Genomic DNA, 25545 nt, shown 5'->3' with positions numbered 1-25545 from the left:
TCTTTCTGCCCTGCTCGGCGCGCTCTAGATCTTCTGCAGGAAGGGGTCGTACAGATAGCGCTTCCCCTCCTTCTGCGGAGCGTAGGCGGCTTGCAGCAGCACCGGGTCGGGTACGGTGTTGGCCTCGAGAATGCTGACCTTGTCGTTCTGGATCGCGATGTCCCACCCCACGTACCTGAGTCCCTCGCGCACGCCCATGGCCCGCTTCGCGGTGTCGAGCACGAGATCCCAGTTCGGAACCCGGAACCCCTCGAACCGCTTGCCCGAGACGGGGTGGGTCTCGTAGACCGCGCCGTCCTTGTCGACGGCCGGGGTGAGCACCGTGCCCGAATCGGTGTCGACGGCGCAGACCATCCCGTCATTCGTGAAGTTGTCGGTCACCTCGCGGTGCCCGAACTGGATGCCCGTCGAGATGATCCTGATCCGCCCCTCGTCCTCGATCATCACGACCCTGATGGTGTTGATCGAACCCGGGTAGAACTCCGCCATCTCGGGGTGCTGCTGCAGCACCTCCTCGACCAGCATGCGCGGCTTCGCCATGAGATCGTCGTACACCCTGCGCAGGCCCGCCTCATCGCCGGGCAGTTCGACCTTGAACGCGCCGACGCCGCCGCCAGACCGGAGCAGCTTGCAGAAGATGGCATCGAGACCCTGGGCGAACTCCGAGAACGACTCGAACGTCGCGCCTTCGGCATTCGACCAGAAGCGACGATTCAAGAAGTCGCGGAACACCTCGTCGAAGCGCTCTTTGTCGCGAGCCATCGCGAGATCAGCCCGATCGTTGTAGGCGGTGCTCAGACGCTGCGAGTGCGCCACCGTCGCGTAGCTCTCGATCTGCTCATCGCTGAGCTCCCAGCCGCGGAAGCACATGTAGTAGGCGGGGATCACGCCGTACTCGGCCTCGAACCGGGTCATGTGAGCACGCACCTGCTCGGCAGTCCAGCCCGACTCCTGCATCACCCGACGGCGGTTCTCGGAAGAGGTCTCGATCCACTGCCTCACGCGAGCGTCGATCTCGTCGTCGGTCATGCCGTGGAAGTTGAAGGCGGCATACTTGCGGAAGGTCACAGCGGGCCATCGCTTCTTCGTCTCGAGCATCTTCCGCTCGGCCTCCTCGAACGACCAGCCGGTCTCGTTGCAGACCTCGTCGACGAAGCGCCGATCCTGTGTTCTGATGCGCTCGAGGCGCTTGTCGAGGTCGGCCTCGGTCTTGAACTTCCAGAGGTTCCGCCGCACGAACTCCCGGTAGCTCACACCGTATTCGTCTCGAGCACGATCCATGACCTCGCGGGCGTCCTCGTAGCCGATGCCTCGCTGCTTCGCGACGAACGCGATCTGGTCGTTGCGCTTCACGCGGTGCTCCGAGAGCCGGTCCTGCGGCACGAGGTAGAGGCGCTCCTCGGCGTAGCGGCGGAGGCCGATGCCGTGATCGCGCTTCGCGCGCAGCATACGCGCGGCCGCTTGTGCTCGAGTCCAGCCGGTCTCCCGGCTCACTTCATCGATGTACCGCTTCGCCCGCTTCAACTTCTGCACGTCTTCAACGTTATCGTTTGTGGAGCTTGCCGAGAGGCCCCCAAACCAATGCGTACGCCCTAACCCCGCCGAGGTAGCGATATGAGTCGACGCGGGGGCCGCTGATCATATCCATAGCGCCGCTTCTTCTGCTCGAGTTTGTAAAGCAGGTAGTCGATGGTGGCGGGAGTGAGGCGTTCGATACGCGGGTAGTCGGGGGATCGATTGATCTCCGGCAGCTTGATCCCGGTCGGCGTGACAGCCAGGTCGAAGCCGAGATATTCGAGCTGCGGCATCGCTGCGGCGATCTCGAGCACCTTCTTCTTCGCATAACCCCAGTTCGGCAAGTGCCCCTCGATCAGCACCCCCGTATCCGGGTGGTGCGGGCAAGGTTGCACATGGCCGTTCTGGAGGATCTGAGCGTTGCCGTACGCGCCGGTTTCGGCGTCGATCTCGGCGAGCATGCCCCCGGCAGCCGTGTTGTCGACGAAGCCCGACTGGGCGGAGCCGATACGGAGGTACGCGTTGCCGATCTCGGGCGTGACGCCGTCTCGTTTGAAAACAATGACTCGGATAGTGTTCACCGAGTGCGGGTAGATCCTCGCGAGTTCCGGGTGCATCTCGATGAACTCTGTGACGAGGTATTGATTGTGTCGGTCGGTGAGGATCGCGAGTACATCGGCCTCTGAGACCGTCTGGCCGTTGAGCGAGAATTCACCGTTCTCGTACCCCAGACGGTAGAAGCCGTCTCCGTGCGATCCCTCGTCCGGCTTCAAAGCGAGCACGCCCTTCACCCGGGCGAGTGCGAGGATCCCCTCGAACGAAGCAGCGTAACCGGACGGGCAGTCCATCATCGGGACGACATGGTTCACTCCGCCCTGCAGCGTCGTATAGAAGTAGTACGCGGGCAGGCAGTCGTTGAACGCGGCGGCGACGTACTTGATGCTGATCTTGTCTTCAAGCCAGTAACGGTAGTGCTGGTTGATGTGGCGGAGCCAGCGGTACTCGAAATCGGAGATGAACGACTCGCGATTCTGCGCTGTGATGCCGTACTGGGGAATCCGGTACGAAAGGAATCCGTTTCTGTATGCCCAGAGCTTGGTGCGAAGAGGCACTCCGTTGCGTTCGAACAGATCCCGTCGCACATCGCCGAGCCATCGCACAGACTGATACGGCACGAGACCCTTCGGGTAGAGCAGCCTTGCGAAGCGCTTGCGGAGCCACAGCTTCAGGTTGTGGAACCACTTGCGGGTACGCACCGAATACTGCCGAGTGCTCTGCCGTTTGAAATCGATGCTCTGCTTCAGCAATTTGACGGTCTCTTCGGAGAACGCGAAGTACCGAGGATAGTCGGGGGAGGCCGAGAGCTTGACGAGTACCCAGTCTCCGGTGCTGGACAAGACAGCATCGAACTGCACGAACTTCAGCTGCGGTGCGAACTGGCACATCTCGACGAGCGCACTCTCGAGTGTGCTCCAGGAGGGCAGATAGCCCGAAAGGGGCGCATTCGTTTCCGGGTGATGCGTGTAACGACGTAAGCGTCCGCTTTCGACCGCTCTTGCCTCTTTGAAGCTGCCGTCTTGCGGGTCGAGTCGCGCGTGGAGAGTCGGGCAGCCCGGGCGAGGTTCCTGCTCGTCGAGGATCAGCGAAGCCTCGACCGCTCGAGGGTGGGAGCCATCGGGGTTGGCCATGGTGACCCGTACTACCGCGGTGCGCGCGCCGAGCGATTCCGGAAAGCCGAGATCGGGATCTACAGGGTCGATGAGCACGCTGATGTGACTGCGAGTGCGGGTGAGAAGCCACTCCCGGAGCTCGTCAGCTGACACCTGTTCTCCGTCGACGAAGAAGTCATCGCCGTCCCACGTCAGGGCCTCGGGTGCTTCGCGTGCCCACGCGGCTCGAACGAGCGAGAGACGTCCCTTTTCTTGCAGCAGGCTGATGACGCCGGCGAAGGGATCGTTCCCATGCGCCTGAGCCTCTGGGGAGAGCGGGATGCAGTGCAGCTCGCCATCGCGGATCAGCAGGTGGAAGTGCGCCGTCTCGAAGAAGCGCGTGAACGGCTCGAACACCGTCAGCGCGGAGACGCGATCCCTCACCCACTTGCCATATTTCCCGTTCAGAGGATGGATGAAGGCGTAGTCGCGCTCCGACACGAACCCTTCGCGGTTATCTTCGTCGATACCGAAATTCTCGACAGTGGCGGGCATGAAGCCCCAGCGGTACGCCCGTTCGCGCTGGGCGCGGTCGAGCAGTCCGGGCGCTGCGCGATCCTCGTCGATCCTACGCACCCAATCACGCGCGGCGGAACCTGAGAAGCCCCTGGCACGAAGAGCGAATGCGCGCAGTTTTCTCCCGAGCCGAGCCGGCAGAGCTGCACGGGTCCCGCCGCTCACGACCCCGCCCCGCCCGCTTCGTAGTCGAGGACGCGTTCGGCTCCCGCGCTGAGCAGGTCGTAGTTGCGCCTGAACGCCTTGAGGTCGTCGGGCTTGTTGAAGCCGGCGGTCTCGCCGTCGAGGCGTTCGAAGTGCCGCCCGATCTGGTTGCCCTCGAAGGGCAGGCCCGTGAACGAGTGGTAGACGTGCCAGCCGATGCACGATGCGATCTTGCCGGCGAGGTACAGCTCGCGCACGCGCCTGATGTGGGTGAGCATCGCCTCGGGTTCGCGCGCCTTCACCGCCACGATCGAGCGCTCGTCGCCGTAGAAGCGCAGCGGCGAATCCTCCTCGTGCTCCGGCTCCACGATGCGCGCCATCGCGCGATCCGTGTAGTAGGTGTCGCCGTAGAGGAAGCAGACCGGTTCCGTGATGAGCTCGGGCGGGAAACGGTCGATCTCCAGCTCGTTCGTCACGGGCTCGTGGCGCCGGGCCCCCGGGGTGTCGTAGCGCGGGTCGCTCGACGAGATGACGATGTCGGGATCGTCCGCGTGATCCGCGATCTGCCGCACGAGACGCTGCAGCAGCGTCTCGTCATCGACCGTGATGAGGTGCTTCGGGATCCCGAGATGCCCGCCCCAGCGCATCCCGCGGCCGTTCGCCATGATCACGTAGCGCGTCACGCTCACTTGATCACCCCGTGGGCGCGGTAGAAGTCGCCGAGCTCGCCCTGCCGCTGCGCGCCCCACATCTGAATGATGTTCACGCCCGAGGAGGTGTTCGCCTCGATCACGCAGGGTCCCTGCTCCGTGAGCAGCACGTCCCAGGCCACGAACTGGAGATAGGGGAACCGGCCGGCGACGTCGAGGATGCGCTGCTTCGCGATCCTCCATCCGGGCAGCTCGACCCCCTCGATCTGCTCGCCCGAATCCGGGTGCGTGCTGAACTCGCCCGGCGACCACAGCGGTCGGGCCGCGCTCAGCGTGCCCTCCTCGAGGTCGATCAGCGAGACGAGGCCGCCGCGGCTGCCGTTGTCGACGGGGATGGTCGCGGCCGTGCCGATCCGCAGCACGGCGAAGAACACGCGGGCGGCGCCGGTCTCGGGATCCCGCATCGTGATGAGGCGGATCGTGTTCGTGGTCTCCGGGAAGATCGTCGAGAGCACGGGGTGCTGCTCGACGCCGAGGGAGAGGAACCAGCCGTCCTGGTCCTCGAGAAAGGCGATCACCTCTCGCTCGGTGGCGGGGCGGCGATCGATCATGAAGCCGCCCTCTGCGGCATCGAGACGATGCACGCCCTTGCCCTTGCCCGAGCCGAGGGGCTTCAAGAACATCGCCCCGTGCTCGCGCAGCGACGCGACGACCTCGGAGATCGGCCGCTTCGACTCGGGCCGGTCGGTCGAGAAGAGCCGGCCCTTGTTCTTCACGAACAGGATCGGCGGCACGTCGACGTGATCCTCGAGCACCTCGTTGCACACGATCTTGTTGTTGAGCATCGAGTCGAAGGGCTCGTTGATCCACCGCGAACGGTACCAGTCGAACTCCGAGAGGTATTCGCTCCGCGAGTTGCGCTTGAGGTCGTAGAGCACGTACTGATCGGCGACGAAACCGCCGAAGATCGCGTAGCGCAGGCGGGTGTGCAGCGGCACCTTGAAGTGGCTCTTGGCGAGCAGGATGCGGGTGATCCACAGGTAGACGAGCTTCGCCCGCTTCACGTTCCGCTTGATCAGCGGGTGCATAGGCCGCCCTTCTCGAAGAAGCAGTCGACGAGATTCTCGGTCGAGCGGCCGGGGCTGTCGAAGATGAACTTCGCTTGGTACGCGCGCAGGGCATCCATGGGGTACTCGCCGTCTATCACCCGGGCGATCTCCTCCGCGCTCTCCGAGACGCACCCGGGCATCTCCTCGAACAGATCGATGTTCAGCCCGTTCGTGGCCAGGTACTCATCATGGTCGTGTACATAGTAGAGGGTTTTCACATCGATGAGCGCGGCCTCGACGGCGATCGCGGAGTAGTCGGTGACGAGGTACTCGGCCACCGTGAGCAGCTCGGGCCCGGTGAAACCGGGGCATGTGACGTACTCGCCGTCGGGCATGATCAGGTTGCCGTCCTTGTGCCCGTGCACGATGAGGTTGAATCGATCGCGGTCGATCGCGGCCGCTAGATCCCGCGCGCCGGTGTCGGGGCCGCTGCCGCGCCGGAACGTGGGGGCGTAGAGGATGGTGGGCTTCTGAGCCAGCTCGGGGTGGCTCTTGAGCACGCGGCGGGCGATCTGCTGCCGGTGATTGACGAGGTAGTCGGCCCGGGGCAGCCCGATGTTCAGCAGCTTCGACTCGTCGACGCCGAAGGAGGCGCAGTAGAACGGATTCCAGGCCTTACCGCCGGCGACGACCCAGTCGTAGCCCTCGTGGATGCGCATCGACTGCGCCAGCTTCTGGGAGCGGCCCTGCTCTCTGTCGAGGGTCTGCCGGCCCGACTGCTTGATCTTGCCCAGCGAGTGCCAGGCCTGGAAGACCACGAGCTCGGGGCGGTGCCGCAGAGACGACACCGCGGGCCAGTACGAGTCGAGCACGCACACCTTCGTCGTCGCCAGGTGGTACAGGCTGCGCAGCGACGCGAGGCCGAAACGGAGCGCCGCCCTCGGATTCCCCTCGAAGCGGCTCGAGACGGTGGCGATCACGATATTCGGATCCCGCCGCTCGAGCTCCTGGATGAGCATGCGGAAGTCTCGTGTGATGCCGTCGGAGTGGCGGCTCAGGAAGGTGATCTTGCAGGGGTCGACCCGCGTCACGAGCTTCAGCACCGCGTAGATGGCGCCGAATACCACTGCGATGAAGTAGTGCGCGGCAACCTTGATTCCGGTCGACATCTAGTAGGCCCCTCGGGGTTTGAGAACGGTGCGGAACGTGCGCCACAGGATCAGCAGATCACCCGTGATCGACCAGTTCTCGACGTAGAAGAGGTCGAGGCGGATGCTCTCGTCCCACGAGAGATCGCTGCGACCGCTCACCTGCCAGAGCCCGCTGACGCCCGGCCGCACGAGCAGGCGCCGGTTCGCCCACCGCGAGTACTGATCGGCCTCGGCGGGCAGCGGCGGCCGGGGGCCCACCAGCGACATCTCGCCGCGGAGCACGTTGAAGAGCTGGGGCAGTTCGTCGATGCTGTGGCGGCGCATGAACCTGCCGATGCGGGTGACCCGCGGATCCGACTTGAGCTTGAACAGCACCCCGTTGCCCTCGGAGGCATCGAGCATGCCGGGCAGCTCGTCTTCGGCGTTCTGCTTCATCGAGCGCAGCTTGAACATGGTGAACGGGGTGCCGTTGAGGCCGAGGCGGGTCTGGCGGAAGATGATGGGGCCGGGGCTGTCGATGCGGATCAGGATCGCCATCACACCCATCACGAGCAGTGCGAAGGGGAGGATCAGCAGCGTGACGAACAGGTCGAAGAGCTGTTTCGCGTAGTAGCGCCACCCCGTGAACTGGGGCGACTCGACGTGGATCAGCGGAAGGCCTGACACGGGGCGGATGTGGATGCGGGGGCCCGCGATGTCGGTGAGGGAGGAGGCCACGATCAGGTCGACGTTGCGCCCCTCAAGTTCCCACCCGATTGCGCGGATGCGCTGGGGCGGCAGCGCCGCACCGCCGGCGATGATCAGCGTGTCGGCGTCGTGCTCCTCGATCGCCTGCATGAGCTGGTCGTAGTCGCCGACGACCTCGAGGCCCTTGACCAGCTCCGAGCCCACCGGCGCACTGGAGACCGCGCCGACGAGTTCGAAGCCGACGATGATGTTCGACCGCAGCTGGCGCACCAGCGGCGCCGCGTGATCCTCATCGCCGACGACGAGGGTGCGGTAGGTGTTCTTGCGGCGGCGACGCTGCTGATGGAGCCGCTTGCGCCAGATCCACCGCCCGAGCACCAGCAGCACCAGGCCCAGCGGCAGGGCGATGTATATGGAGTCGCGCCGCAGCTCGATCGGATCGAAGAGCAGCATGATCAGGGCGGATACGCCGAACGTGACGATCGTGGCGTTGAAGAGCCGCTTGTACTCCTCGGGGCCCGTGCCGAAGACGGTGGGGTTGCGGGAGTCGTAGAACGCGAGCGCGAGCAGCCAGCCCGCGACGAGCAACAGGGAGAACTCGACCCGGCTGAGGATCGAGGGGGGCGCGTCCCGCAGCGGAGCGAGGTAGAGCAGGCTGAGAACCTGGCTGATGAAGACGGTGAAGATCACCACGCAGGTGTCGGTCCAGAGGAGCTTTCGCGAGTAGCGACGCTCCCACTGCGGTGCCTTTGCGGTCACGTCACCTCCCCCGAAGCGCCTCTCTGCACCGCGGCCGAGAGTCTGGTTGCGAGAAGGCGCGGTACATAGGTTCCTATGTTACTCCCCTGAAACACGGCGTGCGCACGCGCGTTGCTCGGCCCGTCATTCAGTTCCTGCGTGCCGGGCGGCCCTCCGCTGAGTTACACTGGGTTCTTGTTTCGGCTGCCGTGGCGGCGCGTGGATTCTCAGTGTGAGTGGTATGGACGTGAAGAACGAGAGCGACCCGGCAGAGCCTGTTTCTGCCGCGGGTGCTGTCGGCGACCCTCCGGCCTGGATTCCCGCCCGCGGTCAGCGCTCGAGCACTCGCACCAATCGTGTGCTCATGGCATCGCTCGGAGCTCTCGCCGTGGTGCTGATCACGGTGGGGATCGCGGCGCCCCAGATCGTGTACCTCGACGAGGCCACCCGCTACGACGACTTCGTCGCTGAGGCCACCGACCTGCAGGGCGGTATCAGCAAGACCGAGGCCGATCTCGAGTCCACGGCGGTCCTGCTGCATCTGCAGCAGGAGGAGGCGAAGACCCTCGCGGCGCGGCTCAAGGCTCTGGCATCCTCGAGCGCCGGCGTGCTGCCCGAGGCGCAGGTCGCGGCATTGACGAGCGCGGCGACGGAGCTCACCGAGGTGCTGCCGCAGCAGCCTACGAAGGTGCCCCCCATGCTGCTGCGCAACGTGGAGCGCACCCTGCAGCAGGATCCCGCCTCGGTGCCGGTCTCGTGGTTCGCGGTCTCGCCGATGGTGGCGGGCAGCCTCGCCGGAGTGGAAGCCGAGACGCCTGATCCGGTGAAGGCCGAGAAGACGGTCACGCTCGAGGCGGTCGACCGCGTGAAGCGGCAGATCTCGGGGGATCGGAAGGAGCTCGACGACCTCGAGGACCGGATGACGAGGCGCACCGCCGCTCTCGAGAAGCTCGAAGCGACGACGACGAGATCCCTCTCGACGGCCGAGGAGATCGCTCTCGGGGCGCCCGAACTCGCGGCGACGACGGCTGCCAAGATGCCCGTCGAAGAACTGGACCAGCCGACGCTGGTGGAGCTGAACGCAACGATGACCGCAGCGGCGGACTCGGCGTCGAAGGCGGTGGACTCGAAGGAGTTCATGCGCCTCTCGGACGCGACGCTGGTGCTGGCCTCCGAGGTGCCCGAGGGAACCGAGGGCGCCACTCGGGTCGAGCTGAATGATTCGCTCCGCTCCATGCTCCTTCTGGGGCGAGTCGAGGCGTTCGTGCAGGCGACCGCAGCGGTGATCGACGAGCAGGAGCGGCTGCAAGCAGAAGCCGAGGCGGAGGCGCAGGCTCGCGCCGAAGCGGAGGCCAACTCGTACGTTCCGCCGCCGACCACCGACCCGCCCCCGCCCGACGACTCGGGTGCCGGTGCCGCGGGCACCGCGGACGCGGGCGCTGCGGGGGCCGGCGCGGACGGCTCCGGTACCGGGGCCGACGGGACGGCGGATACCGGGGGATCAGGCGACGCCGGTGCCGGTGCCGACGCCGGATCCAGCGGTGATGCCGACGCGAGCGCGAATGACACCGGCGCGTCGGGCCCCGTGATCGTGGCCGAGGGGAACGCCACGATTCTCGGCGACGGCACTGCGTCGGGGATAAGGATCACCGCTCGCTGACGAGCGGCGGCCTCCTCACGGAGCCAGTCGATGGGAATCGACACCCGGGGTTGCTTCGAGCGGCTCAGCGCACGAGTCGGGCGATCGCCGCGGAGGCCTCGTGCAGCTTCTCCGACGCGACCTCTCCGCCCTCGGCCGCGGCCGACGCGACGCAGTGCGCGAGGTGATCGTCGAGGAGGGCGAGGGCGACCCGCTCGAGCGCTTTCGTCGCCGCGGAGACCTGGGTGAGGATGTCGATGCAGTAGTCGTCGTTCTCGACCATGCGGTGCACGCCACGCACCTGTCCTTCGGCGCGCCGCAACCGCTTCAGCAGCTCGTCCTTGTGCTCGATGTAGCCGTGGGTGTGGTGCTCGCAGGCGGCGTCTGTCGCTTCGCTCATGCGAGAACCATACAACGGACGGGCCCTTGATTCACCGTGTTTCGCGACGGGATGAATCGCGCGGCGTCGGCCGTGGTCCGGCCTGGCCCCCGGCCCGGTCCAGCGCCCGGGCCAGCCCCGACCCGACCCGACCCTGGCTCCCATCCCCGTCGAGATACGGATTTCGCACCCACGAGCGCAATCCGGCGTGCAATATCCGTATCTCGAGGGGGGGCGTCATGCGACGGATCGCGGCCCTCGGCGCGGGCGTAGCTGCGCGATCCCGCCCGCGACCAGCACCAGCACCGCCACCCAGATCGCCCCGTAGATGACGACCTCGCCGGCCGCGATCCGCTCGCCGTTCAGCATCGACGCCACCATCAGCAGCGCCGGCTCGAGGTAGCTGAGCAGCCCGAAGATGCTCAACGTGAGCAACCGCGAAGCGGCGATGTAGAACATGAGCGCGACTCCCGACGCGACGGCGAACAGGGGCGCGGCCCACCACAGCGCCGGATTCGCTGCGAGGGCCCCGCCGTCGACGACCTCGAGCACGAGAAGCACGGCGGCCACCGGGGCGAGCACCACGAATTCCCAGAACATGCCGCCCAGGTGGGCGGTCCCGAGGGCACGCCGCAGCACGAAGTACACGGGGTAGCCGAGCGCGACGAGCAGCGTCTCCCATGAGATCCCGCCCACTCGGATCAGCTCGAACCCGACGCCCAGCGCGGCGATGCCAGCGGCGAGCCACTGCCACCAGGCCAGGCGATCCTTGTAGAGCAAACGCCCCACGACCACGAGCACGAGCGGCAGCAGGAAGTAGCCGAGCGCCACCTGCATGCCGCGGCCGTGCAGGGGCGCCCAGCTGAACACCCAGAGCTGCGCGGCGACGAGCGCGCCGCAGGCCAGGATCCCGAGCAGCAGCAGCGGGTTGCGACGAATGCGGCTCCCGATCTCGGTGATGAGGCGCCCCTGGCGGATCACCACGAGTGCGAGCGCGATCACCGGAATGGTGATGAGATCGCGGAGACCCCAGATCGACTCGGCCGAAGCCGGGGCGAGCCACGGGGTGACGAAGTAGATGCCTCCGAACAGCACCGACGATGCGACGGAGACGGCGATACCGCGCCCGCCCGAGCCGAGCGGGCCCGGGCGGAGCGGCCCGGTCAATCCGCGAGGTCGATTGCGCCGACGACCTCGCCGTAGGGCGTCTCATCGATCGGCTTGAAGCCCATGTGGAGGAAGAAGCCCTCCGGTCCGTCCTCACCCGGCTCCCAGAGCACGGTGAGGCGTTCCACACCGCGACGGCGCGCCTCCTCGACCAGCGCGTTCACCGCGAAGGTGCCCACGCCCATTCCCTGCGCCTCGGCATCGACGTTGATGCGCCACAGCGCCGCGCGGAACTCCTCCTGCGGAGCGTCGGGATCGAAGTTGCCGTGGATGAAGCCCACCACCCGATCGCCGTCGAGCACCACGCGCTGCCAGGCGGTGTGCGCCGGGGTGACGGCGGCCGCTGCGGCGTAGGAGACGGGAGTGATGAACTGCTCCTGGCCGGGCTTCAGGCCGAGCGTGTTCACGGCGACGATGGTCGCAGCGGAAAGTTCTTCGAGTCTCAGAGCGCTCATGTCTCACAGGCTAGCGTGTGAACGGTGAGGCGCAAAGGCTATCGGGGAAACCCGGAGTCATATTGGGGGAAACCCGGGAGGACCCCGAGGATCGCGCGGCAGGAGTCCGGTTTGCGGGCGAGGGCGACCACCGGGATCCTCTGAGGGAGGACGCGGTTGCGGGAGGAGACCTCGAACGCGGCGATGAAGGGCGAGTCGGTCGCGCGGGTGCCGATGTCGGAGCGCACGCTCTTGGATGAGGGGCCCTCGAGGAGGTGGCGCCTGCTGCCCGAGGGTGATGACCTGCGGGTCGACCATCTGCGCGGGAAGTCCAACCCTTGCGCTCATTAGAGTGGATCTGTACTATCTGGAAGAACCTTCCAAAATATGGCGCAGAGCTATGGAGGGAGACCGCGTCGGCGGAGGGTCCTCGGCGCGGGCAGACCAGAGTCTGGAGAGAATATGTGGATGTCAACGGCGCGTCGACGGATTACCGGTGTGATAGCTGGTGCGGCTGTAGCGGCCCTGATGCTGACCGGCTGCAGCGGCGGCCAGGGCGGCTCGAGCAATGGTGACGGCGGGGGTGGCTCGGGCGATACGCCCCAGATCGGCGTCGCTGAAATCAACCTCTCGCTGCCCTTCTTCGTGCAGATGCAGCAGGCCTCCGAGGATATCGCCGATGACTACGGTGTCGAGGTGACCTGGCAGAGCGTCGACGGCTCGATCGAGAAGCAGATCTCGACGATCGAGAACTTCATTGCGCAGGGCAAGGACGCGATCCTCATCGACCCGGTCAACGCCGACGCACTCGTCGATGTCATCGACAAGGCCACCGATGCCGGCATCGACGTCGTCACGATGGGCAACAAGGTCGGGGGCGACGCGAACCACAACACGCTCTACCCGGACTACGACAACTGGGTCCAGCAGGCGCGCATTCTCGGCAACGCGATCGGCGGCAAAGGCAAGGTGCTCTTCCTGATCGGATCGGTCGGCAACTACGTCTCAGACACCCGGCAGGAGGCCTTCGAGAAGACGATGGCCGAGGAGTTCCCCGAGGTGGAGGTCATCACCCAGCCGACTGACTTCGACAGTTCGAAGGCGGGCTCGGTCACCCAGACCGTCATCACGAACAATCCCGACCTTGCCGCTGTCGCGAGCATCTCTGACGGTCTCACGCTTCCCGCGATCAAGGTCGTCGAGCAGGCCGACCTCGACATCCCCTTCGTCTCGAACGACGGCGACGAGTCCGTGAACGAGTACATCGACTCCGGTCGCGTGCTGACGAACATCCTGACCGGCTCCCACCGCGTGGGCGCCTGGAACACCGCGGTCGCCGCACGCCTGGCGCTCGGGTCTGAGTTCGACACCGATCTCTTCATGCCGACCTACGTCATCTCCTCGGAAGAGTCGGCCCAGAAGATCGCCGACTCGGGCGTCGAGATCGAGACGATCACGACCGAAGAGGCCAAGAAGGTCGCACTCGACTACGTCGCCGAGTTCGGTGCCGACCAGGACGACGCCGCCATGACGGTCGGCCAGTAACGCCGCCCTGGTATCGCCGGCCGCGCGCACGCGGTCGGCGATACCGATCCTTTTCACGCCTCTTCTCCGTTTGAAAGGCCACCGTGACATGAGCGCACTCTCCTCCGCCGGGACATTCCTCCGTGATCAGCAGCGCCGTACGACACTTATCCTCATCGTGGCGATCGTGATCGCCGTCGTGCTCTTCGGCGCCCTATACCAGGGCTTCCTCTCCCCGTTCAACCTCATCAGCATCGCTGTGCAGACCGCGGTGATCTCGCTGGTCGCGTTCGGGATGACCGGAGTCATCATCGTCCGCGGCATCGACCTGTCCGTCGGTTCCTCGCTCGCGCTCTGCTCGGTGCTCGGGGCACAGGTGCTCGGGACGACCGGAGACAACTCCCTCCTCGCTATCCTCACTATCTTCGCCGTCGCGCTTCTGGTCTCCGCCTTCAACGGCTTTCTCGTCGCGGTGCTCAAGGTCAACGCCTTCATGGCGACGCTCGGCATGTTCGCACTCGCCCGCGGCGCCGCCATCAGCATCTCCGGCGGAAGCGCCGTCCCTGTGGAGAATCACGCCATGGTGTTCCTCGGCCAGGAGGCGCTGTTCGGCATCCCCTGGTCCGTTATCGTCACCGTCATCGCGCTGGTGCTCTTCGCTCTCCTTCTGCGCCGCACGCTCGTCGGCCGCTGGTTCTTCGCGGTGGGGGGCAACGCCTCGGCCGCCTCCGCCTCCGCGGTCCCCGGCCGCTCGGTGCAGATGCTCGCCTTCATGGCGCTCGGCCTCATGGTGGGCGTGGGCGCGCTGCTGACGATCGGGCGCGCGGGCTCCGCGCAGCCGATGGGAGGGCTGAACCTCGAGTTCCAGGCCATCACCGCCGCCGTGATCGGCGGCGCGAGCCTCAAGGGCGGCCGCGGGTCCATCGTCGCCACGTTCCTCGGCTCGATCTTCGTCGGGCTGCTCTCGGCGGGCCTCTCGTTCGCGGGTGTTGACCAGTCGCTGATCTACGTCTACACGGGCCTCCTGACGGTCGTCGCGGTGATCGTCTCGCAGCGCGAGGTGATCGTGCAGATCCGTGAGAACATCACCTTCTTCCTCAATTCCCTCCGGGCCCTCGCGGATCGGCGGGGCGGCAAGGCCGCAGCCGCGGCGAGCCAGAAGCACACGAGACTCGACATCGTCGACGTGCGCAAGTCCTTCTCCGGCGTCGAGGCACTGAAGGGCGTGAGCTTCGACGTGCAGCCGGGCGAAATCGTCGCGCTCATGGGGGAGAACGGCGCGGGCAAGTCGACCCTCGTCAAGGTCGTGGCCGGCAACCACCAGCCGACCTCAGGCCACATTGCGCTCGACGGCGCGCCCGTCACCTTCGCGGGACCTGAGGACGCCCGCAAGGCGGGCATCGCGGTGATCCACCAGCACTTCAGCCTCGTCCCCGAGCTCGACGTCTCGCAGAACATGTTCCTCGGACAGGAGCTCCGCATCGGCGGCTTCGGCCCGCTGCGCCGCAAGGCCATGCAGCGCGAGACCGCGAAGCTGCTCGAGGAACTCGAGATGCCGTTCAAAGCCACCGATGTCGTCGGTGAGCTGAGCGTCGGGCACCGCCAGATGATCGAGATCGTGCGCGCGGTGCGTGAGGACGCGTGGCTCGTGATCATGGACGAGCCCACTTCGGCGCTCTCCTCACGGGAGCGCGACCACCTCTACGAATTGATCGAACGGCTGAAACAGCGCAACACCGCGATCCTCTACATCTCCCACAAGATGGACGAGATCTACCACCTCTGCTCTCGCGCGGTCGTCATGCGCGACGGGCACGTGGTCGGTGCGCCGGAACTATCGCAGATCGACTCCGCTGGCCTCGTGAGCATGATGGTCGGGCGCGATGTCGCCGACGTGTTCCCGAGCGTCGAGTCGGAGATCGGCTCTCCCCTGGTCGAGGTCTCGGGCCTCGCCGACGGACACCGCCTCGTGAACGCGTCGCTCACGGTGCGCCGGGGCGAGGTCGTCGGCCTCGTCGGGCTCATGGGTTCGGGCCGCACCGAACTCATCCGGTCCATCGCTGGGCTCAACCGCGCCTCGGCAGGCACCGTCAGCGTGTTCGAGAAGCCGGTTGCCGGTCGCACGCTGAACTCGCTCGCGAACGCGGGGCTCGCCTACGTGCCCGAGGACCGGCACGATGAAGGAATCTTCCCCGAGATGACCGTCGCAGAGAACATGAGCCTCCTGTGGCTCCGGAGAACCGCGAAGAGCGGGGTCGTCGGCGGCCGCGCCGAGCGCGGCCTCGTCGACGCGCAGATGCAGCGCATGGGCGTGCGGCCGTCGAATCCGAACCTGCTCATCAAGAATCTGTCGGGCGGCAACCAGCAGAAGGTCGTGCTCGGGAAGTGGCTCGCGCTCGATCCGAAGCTGATCCTGCTCGACGACCCGACCCGCGGCGTCGACGTCGGAGCCAAGGCCGAGATCCACTCGCTCATCATGGAGCTGAAGAGCAAGGGTGCAGGTGTCGTCGTGACCTCCTCGGAGATCCCCGAGGTGCTCGGCATCGCGGACCGGATCATCGTCCTCCGCGACGGGGTCACCGTCGCAGAGCATCCGCGAGGGGTCACCGAACAGCAGGTGATGCAGGACGCGTTCGGCGATCGCGGAGCCGAGAACGCTGCTGCCGCAGTCGAGGAACAGGAGGTAGTGCGATGACCGCCGTCGCCACAGTGCCCGGTCGCAACGCGACCGCGGGTCCGCGCGTGCGGGCCCTGATCGTGAAGTTCGCGCCGCTGCTGCTCCTCGTGCTGCTGCTCGTGGTCGTCGCGTCGATCAGCCCGGCGGTGCTGAGCCCCGGCAACCTCGTCAACGTGCTCGTCAACGCGGTGCCGATCCTCGTGCTCGCGCTGGGGGCGATGTGGGTGCTCGTGTCGGGTGGGCTCGACCTGTCTGCGGGGTTCGGCGTGGCGATGTGCGCCCTCGTCGTCGGCGGGGGGCTGCAGCAGGGGCAGCCGCTCGCGCTCTCGCTGCTCTGGGGTCTCCTTGCGGGGGTCGCGCTCGGCACCATCAACGGCGTGCTGATCGCGGTGCTCGCAATGCCCCCATTCATCGCGACGCTCGCGACGATGGCCGGCGTGCAGGGCGTCGTGTTGTTGCTCGGCAAGCAGGGCACTGTCATCGTCGGCGACGACTTCCTCGTCGGGCTGGGCTCAGGCCGGTTCCTCGGCGTCCCGCTGCTCGTGATCGCAGCGGTGGTCATCGCCCTCGTCGTCGCCGGCCTCGCCCGGTGGTCGCGTTTCGGTCTCTACACCTACGGCATTGGGTCCAACTCCCAGGCGATGATCGCCCGCGGTGTTCCGGTCATCCGGCAGACGCTGCTCGTGTACATCTTCGCGGGTCTGCTGGTGGGCCTGACGGCGATCCTGCTCGTCGCGAAGGTGCAGATCGTCGACACGAACATCGCGAACACCAACCTGCTGCTCGACGCCTTCGCGGCCACCATCATCGGCGGCACGAGCCTCTTCGGCGGCAAGGGCACGGTCATCGGCACCATCACGGGCGCCGTGATCATCAGCCTGATCTCCACGAGTCTTGTCGTCATCGGCGTGAGCGCCCAGAACATCGACTTCTTCAAGGGTGCCACGATCGTCCTCGCGGTGATCATCGACGCGGGGATCCGGTTCCTCGAGAAGCGCCGCGCCTCCTGACCGGAACATCTCCAGAACTCACACGAAAGGTTGAACATGTCCTTCAATATCGCCGTCGTCGGCGCAGGATTCATGGGCAAGATGCACGCCCGCACCGTCAAGGACTCCCCGGTCGCCACCCTCGCAGCGGTGGTCGATCTCAACGAGACGCTCGGGCGCGCCGTCGCCGATGAGCTCGGCGCCGTGCACTACGGCTCCGTCGCCGACGCCCTCGCCGACGACTCGATCGATGCGTACGTCATCGCGCTGCCGGACAAGCTGCACGAGGACGCGGCCGTCGCGCTCCTCGAGGCGGGCAAGCCCGTGCTGCTCGAGAAGCCGATGGCGCACACACTCGAGGTGGCGCGCCGCATCGCGGCGGCGGCCGAGAAGGGCGGCGCCAGGCTGCTGGTCGGCCAGATCATGCGCCACGACCCGCGCTACGTCGCGGCGGCCGAGGCCGTTCGCGCGGGCCGGATCGGCGAGCCCCTCCACCTGAAGGCAGGTCGTGTCGCCGACCGCGGCGTCGGAACCCGCATGAACGGCAACTCGAGCGTGCTGTTCTACGTCGGCATCCACGACGTCGACGCCGTGCAGTGGATCACCGGCCAGCGGATCACCCGCGTGTACTCGCGCGCCGTCAGCAAGCTCATGCCGTCGCTCGGCGTCGAGTCGGAGGACGCGATCCTCTCCGTGTTCGATCTCGAGAACGGCGCCGTCGGAGAGCTGTTCAACGGGTGGACCCGGCCCGTCGACACCCCGGTGCTCATCGACGGCCGGTTCGAGCTGTTCGGCACCGAGGGGATCGTCGAGATCGACGTACGCGACCACGGCGTGAAGGTGTATGGCAAGGACCACTTCGACCTGCCCGACGCCCTCCACTGGCCCGAAGTGAACGGCCGTATCAGCGGCGACCTGGCGGCCGAGCTCGCCCACTTCGTCGATGCCGTGCAGAACGACCTGCCCTTCGTCATCTCGGTGGAGGAGGCCATGCGCGACGTCGCGGTCAACGATGCGATCCTACGGTCGGTGGAGTCGGGGCAGCCCGAGGACGTCGAGCTGGTCTAGCCATGAGCCGGTGGTGCGACGTGCGCGACCGCTTCGGGAGTGCGGCGGTGGGATACTTCGACACGCCCAGCATGGGCGCACCCACGCGAGCGACGATCGAGGCCTTGCGCGGCGCGCTCGACGACTGGCTGAGCGGGGCGGCGCGCTTCGAGCGCTGGGAGGAGTCGGTCCTGCGCTGCCGCCAGAGCTGGGCCGACCTCGCCGGCGCCGATGAGGCGGTGGTGGGGACGGGGGCCTCGATCGTTCCCGCCGTCGCCGCGACCGCTCAGGCGCTCGCGCGCCGGCCGGGTCGCGTGCTGCTGCACGCCGATGAGTTCCGCTCGCTCGCACTCCCGGTCTTCGCCGCTTTCGGTGAGCCGCGCGTGACGACCGTATCGGGGCCGTACGCATCGAGTACGTTCATCGATGAGCTCGGCGGCGACGTGAGCGTCGTCGCGATCTCGTCGGTCTCTTCGGCGACCGGCGAGCGGCCCGACCTCGCCCGCCTCGTCGAGGCCGCGGACGCAGCGGGAGCGGTCGTGATCGTGGACAGCACCCAGTCTGAGGGGATCGTGCAGCTCGGGCCGCCCGTCGAGCGGTTCCAAGCGGTGTTCGCCGCCGGCTACAAGGGACTCCTGGGGCCGCGCGGCACCAGCTACTCCTACATCAGGGAGGACCTCGATCTGCGCCCGCTGGCCGAGGCCAGCCCGTACGGCATGGCCGACAACGACCTGCGTGGTTCCTACGGGGCTCCGGGGGTCCCCTTTCCCGGCGGGCGAGGGGTCACGCAGAGCCCGGCGTGGCTGGCCTGGGTGGGGGCCGAGGCCGGGCTCGACCTGCTGCGCACCGTCAGCGCCTCCGATCGAGAGTCGCACGCCGTCGGGAGGGCGGAGCAGTTGCGCGCGGCACTTGTCGAGGCGGGGTTCGCCGTCGAACCGTCCGAGCTCCCATCACACATCACCACCGTCCCGCACCCCGATGCCACCAGCATCTGCGAGGTCCTCGAGCAGGCGGGGATCCGGGCCGCGGCCCGGCTCGGACGCGTGCGGTTCGGCACGCACCTGTACACGGACGGCGCGGACGTGGATCTGGCGGTCGACGCCCTCCGCGGCGCCGGTCGTCCCGCTGAATTGTCACACTGAGAGAAGGAACGCAAGATGACGCTGGAACTGCAACATCCGCAGATGGTGATCGGCGGCGAAACGTACGCGCCCGACCGGGAGCACCGCATCTACACGTCGCCCTCCACGGGGCAGGAGGTTTCCGATATCCTGCTCGGATCCCCCGAGGACGTGGACCGGGCCGTCGCCTCCGCGCGCGCCGCGCTGCCCGCCCTGGCGGCGCTAGGGCTCGACGGCCGCGCCGAGCTGTTGCGGCGGACCGGCGACGCGATCCGCGCCCACGCGGATGAGTTCGCCGCGCTGCTCGCCAATGAGCACGGCAAGACCTACTACGGTGACGCGCCTGGTGAGATCGGCGCGAGCGCTGTGGCGATGGCTGATGCGGGCGCGCAGGCGCGCTGGATGCTAGAGCAGCACTACCCGGTCTCGACGCCGGGCAAACGGGTCATGACCGTGCGTCGCCCGCGCGGCGTCTACGGCATCCTCACGCCGTGGAACTTCCCGCTCGGCATCGCGACGCAGTATTACCTCGGCCCCGGACTCGCCGCGGGCAACTCGATGGTGTGGATCGGGGCTCCGTCGGTGAACTCGACGCACGCGCTGCTCGCGAAGATCATCGCCGAGATCTGGCCTCCCGGGTCGGTCAACTTCATCACGGGCGACGGCCCCGTGGTCGGCCAGGCGCTTGCCGGCCACCCCGGCGTCGACGCTGTCGGCTTCACCGGTTCGACCCCGGTCGGCAACGCCGTGCAGATCGCGGCCGTCGGCAAGCCCAGCTTCCTGGAGCTCGGAGGCAACGGGCCGACGGTCGTGTTCGCCGACGCCGACATCGAGCTCGCCGCAGCGCGCATCGCGGGCGGATCCTTCGCGAATGCCGGCCAGATCTGCACGGCCTCCGGTCGGATCCTCGCTCACGCCTCGGTCGCCTCGCAGCTCGCCGACGCGATCGCCGAGCAGTCGAAGCGCTTCGTGCTCGGCAACCCGTTCGAGCGCGAGACCACTATGGGGCCGGTGCACCGCAGCGAGCTCGCCGCGGCCGTGCTCGGCCAGGTCGAGAACGCCGTCGCGCAGGGCGCTCGCCTCGTCACGGGCGGGGCGCTGCTCGAGGGCGCGCCCACCTCCAACTACGTGCTGCCGACCGTGGTGGACAACGTCCCGGCCGGCTCGGATCTGCACCGCATGGAGACCTTCGGCCCTGTGGCGCCCGTCGTGCACTACGAGACCGACGACGAACTGCGCGAGCTGTTGAACTCCAGCCGGTTCGGCCTGCACGGCGGCGTATTCACGCGGGATGTCGAGCGCGGCCTGGCGTTCGGAGAGACGCTCCGCGTGGGCCACGTGAACATCAACGACACGAGCGCCTACTGGGAGCCCTCGATCCCCGCTGGCGGCGCCGCGGGAGCCGCGAGCGGCATCGGCCGCTCGGGTGGGCCGTGGTCCGTTCTGGAGATGACCGAGGTGCAGACCTTCACGCTCGACTTGGGCTGATCATGACCGAGTATGCACGGAGTACCGCGTTCGGTGCGCTGACGAGTCCCGAGGCCGCCGAGGCCCGGGGGGCGCTGGTCGTCGTGCCGATCGGCGCGGTCGAGCAGCACGGGCCGCACCTGCCGTTGGCGACGGATATCTGGATCGCCTCCGCAGTCGCGCGCGACGCGGTCGCGCGCGTCGACGAAGCCTTCCTGGCCGATCCGCTGCCGGTAGGATGCTCCGTGCACCACCGCTCGTTCCCGGGGACGCTGAGCCTCGGCGTCGACACCTTCATCCGGATGATCTGCGATGTCGCGACCTGTTTGTTCGAGGACGGATTCGTGCCGGTGTTCGTCAATGGGCACGGGGGGAACCGGGCACCCATGGGCGCCGCACTGCAGCGCCTGCTCGAGCAGAACGTATCGGCCTGGGGGCTCACCTATTTCGAGACCCTGCGGGACGTCGCGATCGAGCGCTTCGGCGGACGGGCACTGGGTCATGCGTGCGCCCTGGAGACATCGATCTCCCAGCACCTGTGGCCCGAACTCGTCGGCGAGCTCCCCGATCCCGGGGCGGGCGACTCGGAGGTTTTCCCGGACCCCTCGCTCTTCAGCACCGACCCCGCCGTCAGGCATCGACGGTTCGAGGAGTTCAATGAGCTCGGTCTCGTGGGAGATCCGGCACGGGCGGACCCCGAATGGGGCGAAGATGTATATGAGATAGCGGTGCTGCGCGTAGCCGAGCAGCTCCGGCGCATCTCGACCAGCAAACGCGCGTGATCGCGCTACCCCAGGAGGAATCACAGCTCATGAGTCAGACGGCACCTTTGCGACCCGCCGAAAGCGGCCGGCGCGGGCCTGAGGGCCTCCGCGCCCTCGATCGCGCGACCACCGTGCTCTACTCGCTCGCGGCGCACCCCACGGGAATCAGCCTCGCGGACCTCTCGCGGGAGACCGGCCTCACGATGACGACCGCACACCGGATCCTGGCATCGCTGCGCTCGAAGAATCTTGCCCGAGAGATGAGCGACGGGCTGCACGCGGTCGGCATCGGCAGTCTGGTGCTGTCGGGGGCCTACCTGGCGGGCATTGACCTCAGGAGCGAAGCCCTCCCGCACCTGAAGGAACTGAACGAGGCGACGGGCGAGACCTGCCACCTGGGCATGCTGACCTCGCCGCACGTGGTGTATATCGAGAAGCTGGACAGCCGGCATCCCGTGCGGATGGTCTCGCGGGTCGGCTCGGTGATGCCAGCCGTGCGGACGGCGATGGGGAAGGCGATCCTGTCGAGTGCCTCGGCCGAGACGGTGAACCGAGTGCTGGAGGACTCGAGGAGTCAGCTCGGGATCGTGGAGGACGCGGATGCCTTCGCCGCGCAGCTGCAGCATGACGGTTCGCAGGGCTTCAGCACCGACCTCGAGGAGAACGAGCCGGGCATCTGCTGTGTCGGGGCGGCGATCTTCGACCAGTTCGGCCGTTCGGAGGCGGCGGTCAGCGTCTCGACTCCCGTGGAACGCTTCGACGCGAATCGGCTCGACGAGTTCGGAGCCTTGGTGAAGGACACCGCGGACCGGATCTCGCAGGCACTCGGATATCTGACGGACGTTTCCATCGAGGAGATCCGGGACCAGGGGCCGAGGGGTGTGGCGGATGAGTGAGCACGTCAGGGTCGTCATCGCCGGGGCCGGCCGCTTCGGGGCCCTGCACGCCCGGGTCTGGCGCGAGGCGGGCGCCGACCTCGCCGGCGTCGTTGATCTCGATCCCGCCCGGTCCGCGGCGTTCGCCGAGACCTGGGGTGCCGAGCATCACGGGACCGATCTCTCCGAGATCATCGTCGATGCCGAGCCGGACATCGTGGTGATCGCGAGCGACGAGACCGCCCACACCGAACTGGCGCTCGCGGCGCTCGCCGCAGGGCGCCACGTATTCATGGAGAAGCCGTTCGCCATGTCGGTGGAGGACGCGCTCGGGACCGTCGACGCGGCGCAGCGTGCGGGACGCGAGGTGATCGCCGGGCACATCTCGCGTTTCGCCGAGCCCTATCGCGCGATGCGGCAGGCGCTGACCGCCGGACGCATCGGCGACCTGTGGTCGCTGCGCCTCCGACGTGATTTCTCGCGTCAGTGGTTCGAGGACTTCGGCGGCAGGGTGGATCCCGTGTGGGAGTCGTGCATCCACGACATCGATGTGGCGCTCTCCTTCGTGCGGCGTCCGGCGACGCGGGTGTACGCGTCGCGCAGTGAGGCGGCGGGTGCCAACGCCCCCTCCGTGGTGTCGGCGATCGTGGAGTTCGCGGGCGGGGCGATGGCGACGATCGAGACGGCGTGGACGATCCCGGAGGGGGCACCGCAAACCGAGTCGGGCGCGCTGGCGCTCCCGGGGGCGATCATCGCCGAGGCCGAGGCGCACGGCTCGACCGGTGTCATGCGCCAGCGGTTGCAGAACGACGGATTGACGGTGTGGAACAACGCCGGCTCGTGGTCGCCGAACGCATTCCTATGGCCCGTCTCGGGCGACCGCGTGGGGGGCGCCATTCGCGCGGAGGTCGAACACGCCCTCGGCGTGGTCCGCGGCGCGCACGGGAACACCGAGATGCCGATGATCGAGGCCGTGTGGGGCATCGCGATCGCGGAGGCGATGACGCGCTCCCTGGAGACCGGGGCGCCCGAGGTTCCCCGGAACGAGGGAAGGCTGTGAGCGGCGACGGAGCGGAGCTCGCTCGGCTCGACATCGCGACCGTCGGGGAGAGCATGGTGGTGCTCGTGCCGTCGCGTGGCGAGTCCCTGGAGCGCACCGCCGAAACCGCGCTGTTTCCCGCGGGAGCCGAGTCGAATGTCGCGAGCTACCTGTCGCAGCTCGGTCACGCCGTGGGTTGGGGCAGCAGGGTCGGCAACGACCCGTTCGGGCGCCGGCTGCTGCGCTCCTTCTCGGAAATCGGGATCGACGTCTCGCAGGTCGTCATCGACGATTACCGGCCCACGGGCGTCTACTTCAAGGACCCAGGCGGGGAGCCGAGCGTCTACTACTATCGTTCCGGATCCGCCGCGTCGGCGTTGGGCGTGGGCGATGTCGCCCCGCTGGTCGCCCGTTCGGCCCGCCTGCATATCACCGGGATCACCGCTGCGCTGGGAAAGGGGGCCGCGTTGACGCTGTTCAACATCGTCCGCGAGGCCAGGGCCGCGGGGAAGCGCATCTCGTTCGATGTGAACTATCGGGCACCGCTGTGGCCGACGGCCGAGGCGGCCCCGGTGCTCGCGGAGCTGGGGGGACTCGCCGACACCGTGTTCGTCGGCCTCGACGAGGCGCAGCACGTCTGGGGGATCGAGCGCGCCGACGAGATCCCGGCGATCTTCGCGAGGTCGGCGGAGGTGGTCGTCAAGGATGGCGGCGACGGGGCGACGACGTTCATCGGCGACGACGTCTTCCGGGAGCCGGCGCCCACGGTCGAGGTACTGGAACCGGTGGGCGCGGGTGACGCGTTCGCGGCCGGGTACCTGAGCGCTTCCATTCGCGGTGCATCTCCCGCTGAGCGCCTGCGCTGGGGCCACCTGCTCGCCGCGCGCGTCTTGGTCGCGCCGTCGGACTCGGTGGTCCTGCCGCCGGCCGGCGTGCTGGCGGCGCAGGCGGAGGCCGATCCGGCCGCCTGGGCCGCCCTGAGCTTCGCCGGGTCCGAGGGGTCGTGCACAGTCTGAACCGCGCTCTCCCGAATTGCGGTCGTCATGCTGGGCGTCTCTCTTCGGGCCGTGCGTCGGCGCTGACCGCTTCGGACGTGCTCTACGCCGAAACGGTGCGGACGAAACCCGAATCAGTTCAGCAAGTTCGGTGGGGGAACCAGACGAGCGAAGCTCGACGACGCCGAGCGCACGGATTCAGCGGCGGAGCCCGGATCGAGCTCTGCGCCGCCGTGCCCCGGGTAGAGGGCGACCACGGGTTGCCGTGAGAGGCGGTGCATCGTGTCGGCGTAGGCGTCGAGACGGCAGTCGGGGATCGCCTGGATGCTCACCCGACCGCCCGGGAAGAGGGTGTCCCCGGTGAAGAGTGCGACCCCGTCCGGCTCCTCCAGCGCGAAGACGAGGTGGCCGTCGCAGTGGCCGGGCGCGCGGATCACGCGCAGCACGCTCCGGCCGAAGCGCAGCTCGCGCGGCACCTCCTCGGCGGAGGGCGCGGGCGGCATGCGGTAGTCGGCGGGGTACACCCCCGCGCGGCGCGCGCGGACGAGCGAGGTCGTCTGCTCGTCACCGTCGCGCAACGCCTTCGCGGTAGCTGGGCTGCCGAGGACGCGCAGCCCCGCCCGCTCCGCCGCGGCTGCACCACCGGCGTGATCCGCGTGGTAGTGCGTGATGAGCAGGGCATCGACGGTCCGCAGGTCCCCGGTGACGGAGGCGACCTGGTCGAGCCAGGCCTTGCTGCCGCGGCCCGTGCCGCAGTCGATGAGAGCGCCGCGCTCCCCATCCCAGACGAGGTACTGGTTGCCGTCCCATGCATCGGTCGATGCAGGGCCGTCGGATCCGCCGACAAGCCACACCCGGGAGGAGAGTCGCGTCGCGGTCATCGATCAGTCCCGCGTGCGGACCGCTACGGCGTCGATCTCGACGAGGATGTTCGCGAGGGTGCTGCCGACGGTCGTGCGTGCCGGGTAGGGATTCGGGAACCGTCGAGCGTACACCTCGTTGTAGGCCGCGAAGTCACGATCGAGGCGCTCGAGGTGCACGGTTGTCTTGACCACGTCGGCGAGCGTGAGGCCGCGGAGCTTCAGCGCGGTCTCGACGTTCGATATCACCTGCTCAGTCTGCGCGGTGATGCCCTCCGGCACGGCGCCGGTTGCGGGATCCTGTGGTCCGAAGCCGGACGTGAACACGATGTCGCCTGCCTCCACGACGTGGCTGTAGGGTCCCGCCGGATTTGGCAGCTGATCGCTGAGCATCGCTTCTTTGGCCATG

22 protein-coding genes are annotated in these 25545 nt (G+C 67.6%); 11 read left to right on the top strand and 11 right to left on the bottom strand.

Features of this window, described 5'->3' with window-relative positions:
• Nucleotides 1-24: 24 nt before the first annotated feature.
• From KVY00_RS06765 to KVY00_RS06740, 6 genes are all read right to left on the bottom strand, one after another.
• On the bottom strand, nucleotides 25-1533 hold the full coding sequence (locus KVY00_RS06765; protein WP_223044920.1) for a sugar-transfer associated ATP-grasp domain-containing protein: 1509 nt from the start codon (nucleotides 1531-1533) through the stop codon (nucleotides 25-27).
• A gap of 59 nt (nucleotides 1534-1592) precedes the next feature.
• Nucleotides 1593-3719, bottom strand: a complete 2127-nt coding sequence (locus KVY00_RS06760) for a sugar-transfer associated ATP-grasp domain-containing protein (RefSeq protein ID WP_223044919.1) — start codon at nucleotides 3717-3719, stop codon at nucleotides 1593-1595.
• A 182-nt stretch (nucleotides 3720-3901) separates the two neighbouring features.
• Complete coding sequence (locus KVY00_RS06755) at nucleotides 3902-4567, bottom strand: nucleotidyltransferase family protein (protein ID WP_223044918.1); 666 nt, start codon at nucleotides 4565-4567, stop codon at nucleotides 3902-3904.
• Between the two features lie 2 nt (nucleotides 4568-4569).
• Nucleotides 4570-5622: a sugar-transfer associated ATP-grasp domain-containing protein gene (locus KVY00_RS06750; protein WP_223044917.1), complete on the bottom strand. Its 1053-nt coding sequence runs from the start codon at nucleotides 5620-5622 to the stop codon at nucleotides 4570-4572.
• Complete coding sequence (locus KVY00_RS06745) at nucleotides 5610-6752, bottom strand: CDP-glycerol glycerophosphotransferase family protein (protein ID WP_223044916.1); 1143 nt, start codon at nucleotides 6750-6752, stop codon at nucleotides 5610-5612. Before KVY00_RS06745 ends, KVY00_RS06750 begins: the two co-directional genes overlap by 13 nt.
• Complete coding sequence (locus KVY00_RS06740) at nucleotides 6753-8180, bottom strand: sugar transferase (protein ID WP_223044915.1); 1428 nt, start codon at nucleotides 8178-8180, stop codon at nucleotides 6753-6755.
• A gap of 220 nt (nucleotides 8181-8400) precedes the next feature.
• Between KVY00_RS06740 and KVY00_RS06735 the strand changes: the two genes are divergently transcribed.
• The gene (locus KVY00_RS06735) at nucleotides 8401-9819 is read left to right on the top strand and encodes a hypothetical protein (RefSeq protein ID WP_223044914.1); all 1419 of its coding nucleotides are present in this window, start codon (nucleotides 8401-8403) and stop codon (nucleotides 9817-9819) included.
• Nucleotides 9820-9883: 64 nt separating this feature from the next.
• Here the strand turns inward: KVY00_RS06735 and KVY00_RS06730 are convergent, their stop codons facing one another.
• From KVY00_RS06730 to KVY00_RS06720, 3 genes are all read right to left on the bottom strand, one after another.
• A complete protein-coding gene (locus KVY00_RS06730; RefSeq protein ID WP_223044913.1) occupies nucleotides 9884-10198 on the bottom strand; it encodes a metal-sensitive transcriptional regulator in 315 nt (104 codons plus the stop codon).
• A gap of 216 nt (nucleotides 10199-10414) precedes the next feature.
• On the bottom strand, nucleotides 10415-11344 hold the full coding sequence (gene rarD, locus KVY00_RS06725; protein ID WP_223044912.1) for an EamA family transporter RarD: 930 nt from the start codon (nucleotides 11342-11344) through the stop codon (nucleotides 10415-10417).
• Nucleotides 11341-11799, bottom strand: coding sequence for a GNAT family N-acetyltransferase (locus tag KVY00_RS06720; protein ID WP_223044911.1), 459 nt, complete (start codon nucleotides 11797-11799; stop codon nucleotides 11341-11343). Before KVY00_RS06720 ends, rarD begins: the two co-directional genes overlap by 4 nt.
• A 447-nt stretch (nucleotides 11800-12246) precedes the next feature.
• Here KVY00_RS06720 and KVY00_RS06715 point away from each other — a divergent pair, with 447 nt between their 5' ends.
• The 10 genes from KVY00_RS06715 to KVY00_RS06670 all read left to right on the top strand — a co-directional run bounded on the left by KVY00_RS06715 (nucleotide 12247) and on the right by KVY00_RS06670 (nucleotide 24297).
• Entirely contained in the window at nucleotides 12247-13323 is a 1077-nt protein-coding gene (locus KVY00_RS06715) for a sugar ABC transporter substrate-binding protein (protein ID WP_223044910.1), read from the top strand.
• 88 nt (nucleotides 13324-13411) lie between these two features.
• Nucleotides 13412-15997: an ATP-binding cassette domain-containing protein gene (locus KVY00_RS06710; protein WP_223044909.1), complete on the top strand. Its 2586-nt coding sequence runs from the start codon at nucleotides 13412-13414 to the stop codon at nucleotides 15995-15997.
• A complete protein-coding gene (locus tag KVY00_RS06705; RefSeq protein ID WP_223044908.1) occupies nucleotides 15994-16989 on the top strand; it encodes an ABC transporter permease in 996 nt (331 codons plus the stop codon). The genes KVY00_RS06710 and KVY00_RS06705 overlap by 4 nt, the downstream gene beginning before the upstream one ends.
• A gap of 36 nt (nucleotides 16990-17025) precedes the next feature.
• Nucleotides 17026-18036 (top strand): Gfo/Idh/MocA family protein, encoded by a 1011-nt coding sequence (locus KVY00_RS06700; protein WP_223044907.1) that lies wholly within the window; start codon nucleotides 17026-17028, stop codon nucleotides 18034-18036.
• A gap of 71 nt (nucleotides 18037-18107) precedes the next feature.
• The gene (locus tag KVY00_RS06695; RefSeq protein ID WP_223044906.1) at nucleotides 18108-19157 is read left to right on the top strand and encodes an aminotransferase class V-fold PLP-dependent enzyme; all 1050 of its coding nucleotides are present in this window, start codon (nucleotides 18108-18110) and stop codon (nucleotides 19155-19157) included.
• Nucleotides 19158-19172: 15 nt separating this feature from the next.
• Nucleotides 19173-20624: an aldehyde dehydrogenase family protein gene (locus KVY00_RS06690; protein WP_223044905.1), complete on the top strand. Its 1452-nt coding sequence runs from the start codon at nucleotides 19173-19175 to the stop codon at nucleotides 20622-20624.
• 2 nt (nucleotides 20625-20626) lie between these two features.
• Nucleotides 20627-21385, top strand: coding sequence for a creatininase family protein (locus KVY00_RS06685; protein WP_223044904.1), 759 nt, complete (start codon nucleotides 20627-20629; stop codon nucleotides 21383-21385).
• A gap of 29 nt (nucleotides 21386-21414) precedes the next feature.
• Nucleotides 21415-22263 carry an IclR family transcriptional regulator gene (locus KVY00_RS06680; RefSeq protein WP_223044903.1) on the top strand — a complete coding sequence of 283 codons (849 nt, stop codon included), beginning with the start codon at nucleotides 21415-21417 and terminating at the stop codon, nucleotides 22261-22263.
• Nucleotides 22256-23302, top strand: coding sequence for a Gfo/Idh/MocA family oxidoreductase (locus KVY00_RS06675; RefSeq protein WP_223044902.1), 1047 nt, complete (start codon nucleotides 22256-22258; stop codon nucleotides 23300-23302). Before KVY00_RS06680 ends, KVY00_RS06675 begins: the two co-directional genes overlap by 8 nt.
• Entirely contained in the window at nucleotides 23299-24297 is a 999-nt protein-coding gene (locus tag KVY00_RS06670; RefSeq protein ID WP_223044901.1) for a sugar kinase, read from the top strand. The genes KVY00_RS06675 and KVY00_RS06670 overlap by 4 nt, the downstream gene beginning before the upstream one ends.
• Nucleotides 24298-24410: 113 nt before the next feature.
• On the opposite strand, the gene KVY00_RS06665 is transcribed toward KVY00_RS06670, so the two are convergent.
• Nucleotides 24411-25157, bottom strand: coding sequence for an MBL fold metallo-hydrolase (locus KVY00_RS06665; protein WP_223044900.1), 747 nt, complete (start codon nucleotides 25155-25157; stop codon nucleotides 24411-24413).
• A gap of 3 nt (nucleotides 25158-25160) precedes the next feature.
• Nucleotides 25161-25544, bottom strand: a complete 384-nt coding sequence (locus KVY00_RS06660; protein WP_223044899.1) for a RidA family protein — start codon at nucleotides 25542-25544, stop codon at nucleotides 25161-25163.
• Nucleotide 25545: the final 1 nt, after the last annotated feature.

The organism is Leucobacter tenebrionis, from assembly GCF_019884725.1.
GTDB lineage: Bacteria > Actinomycetota > Actinomycetes > Actinomycetales > Microbacteriaceae > Leucobacter > Leucobacter tenebrionis.
The sequence above is the reverse complement of the archived record's forward strand: the minus strand, read 5'-3'. Positions and strand labels throughout refer to the sequence as shown.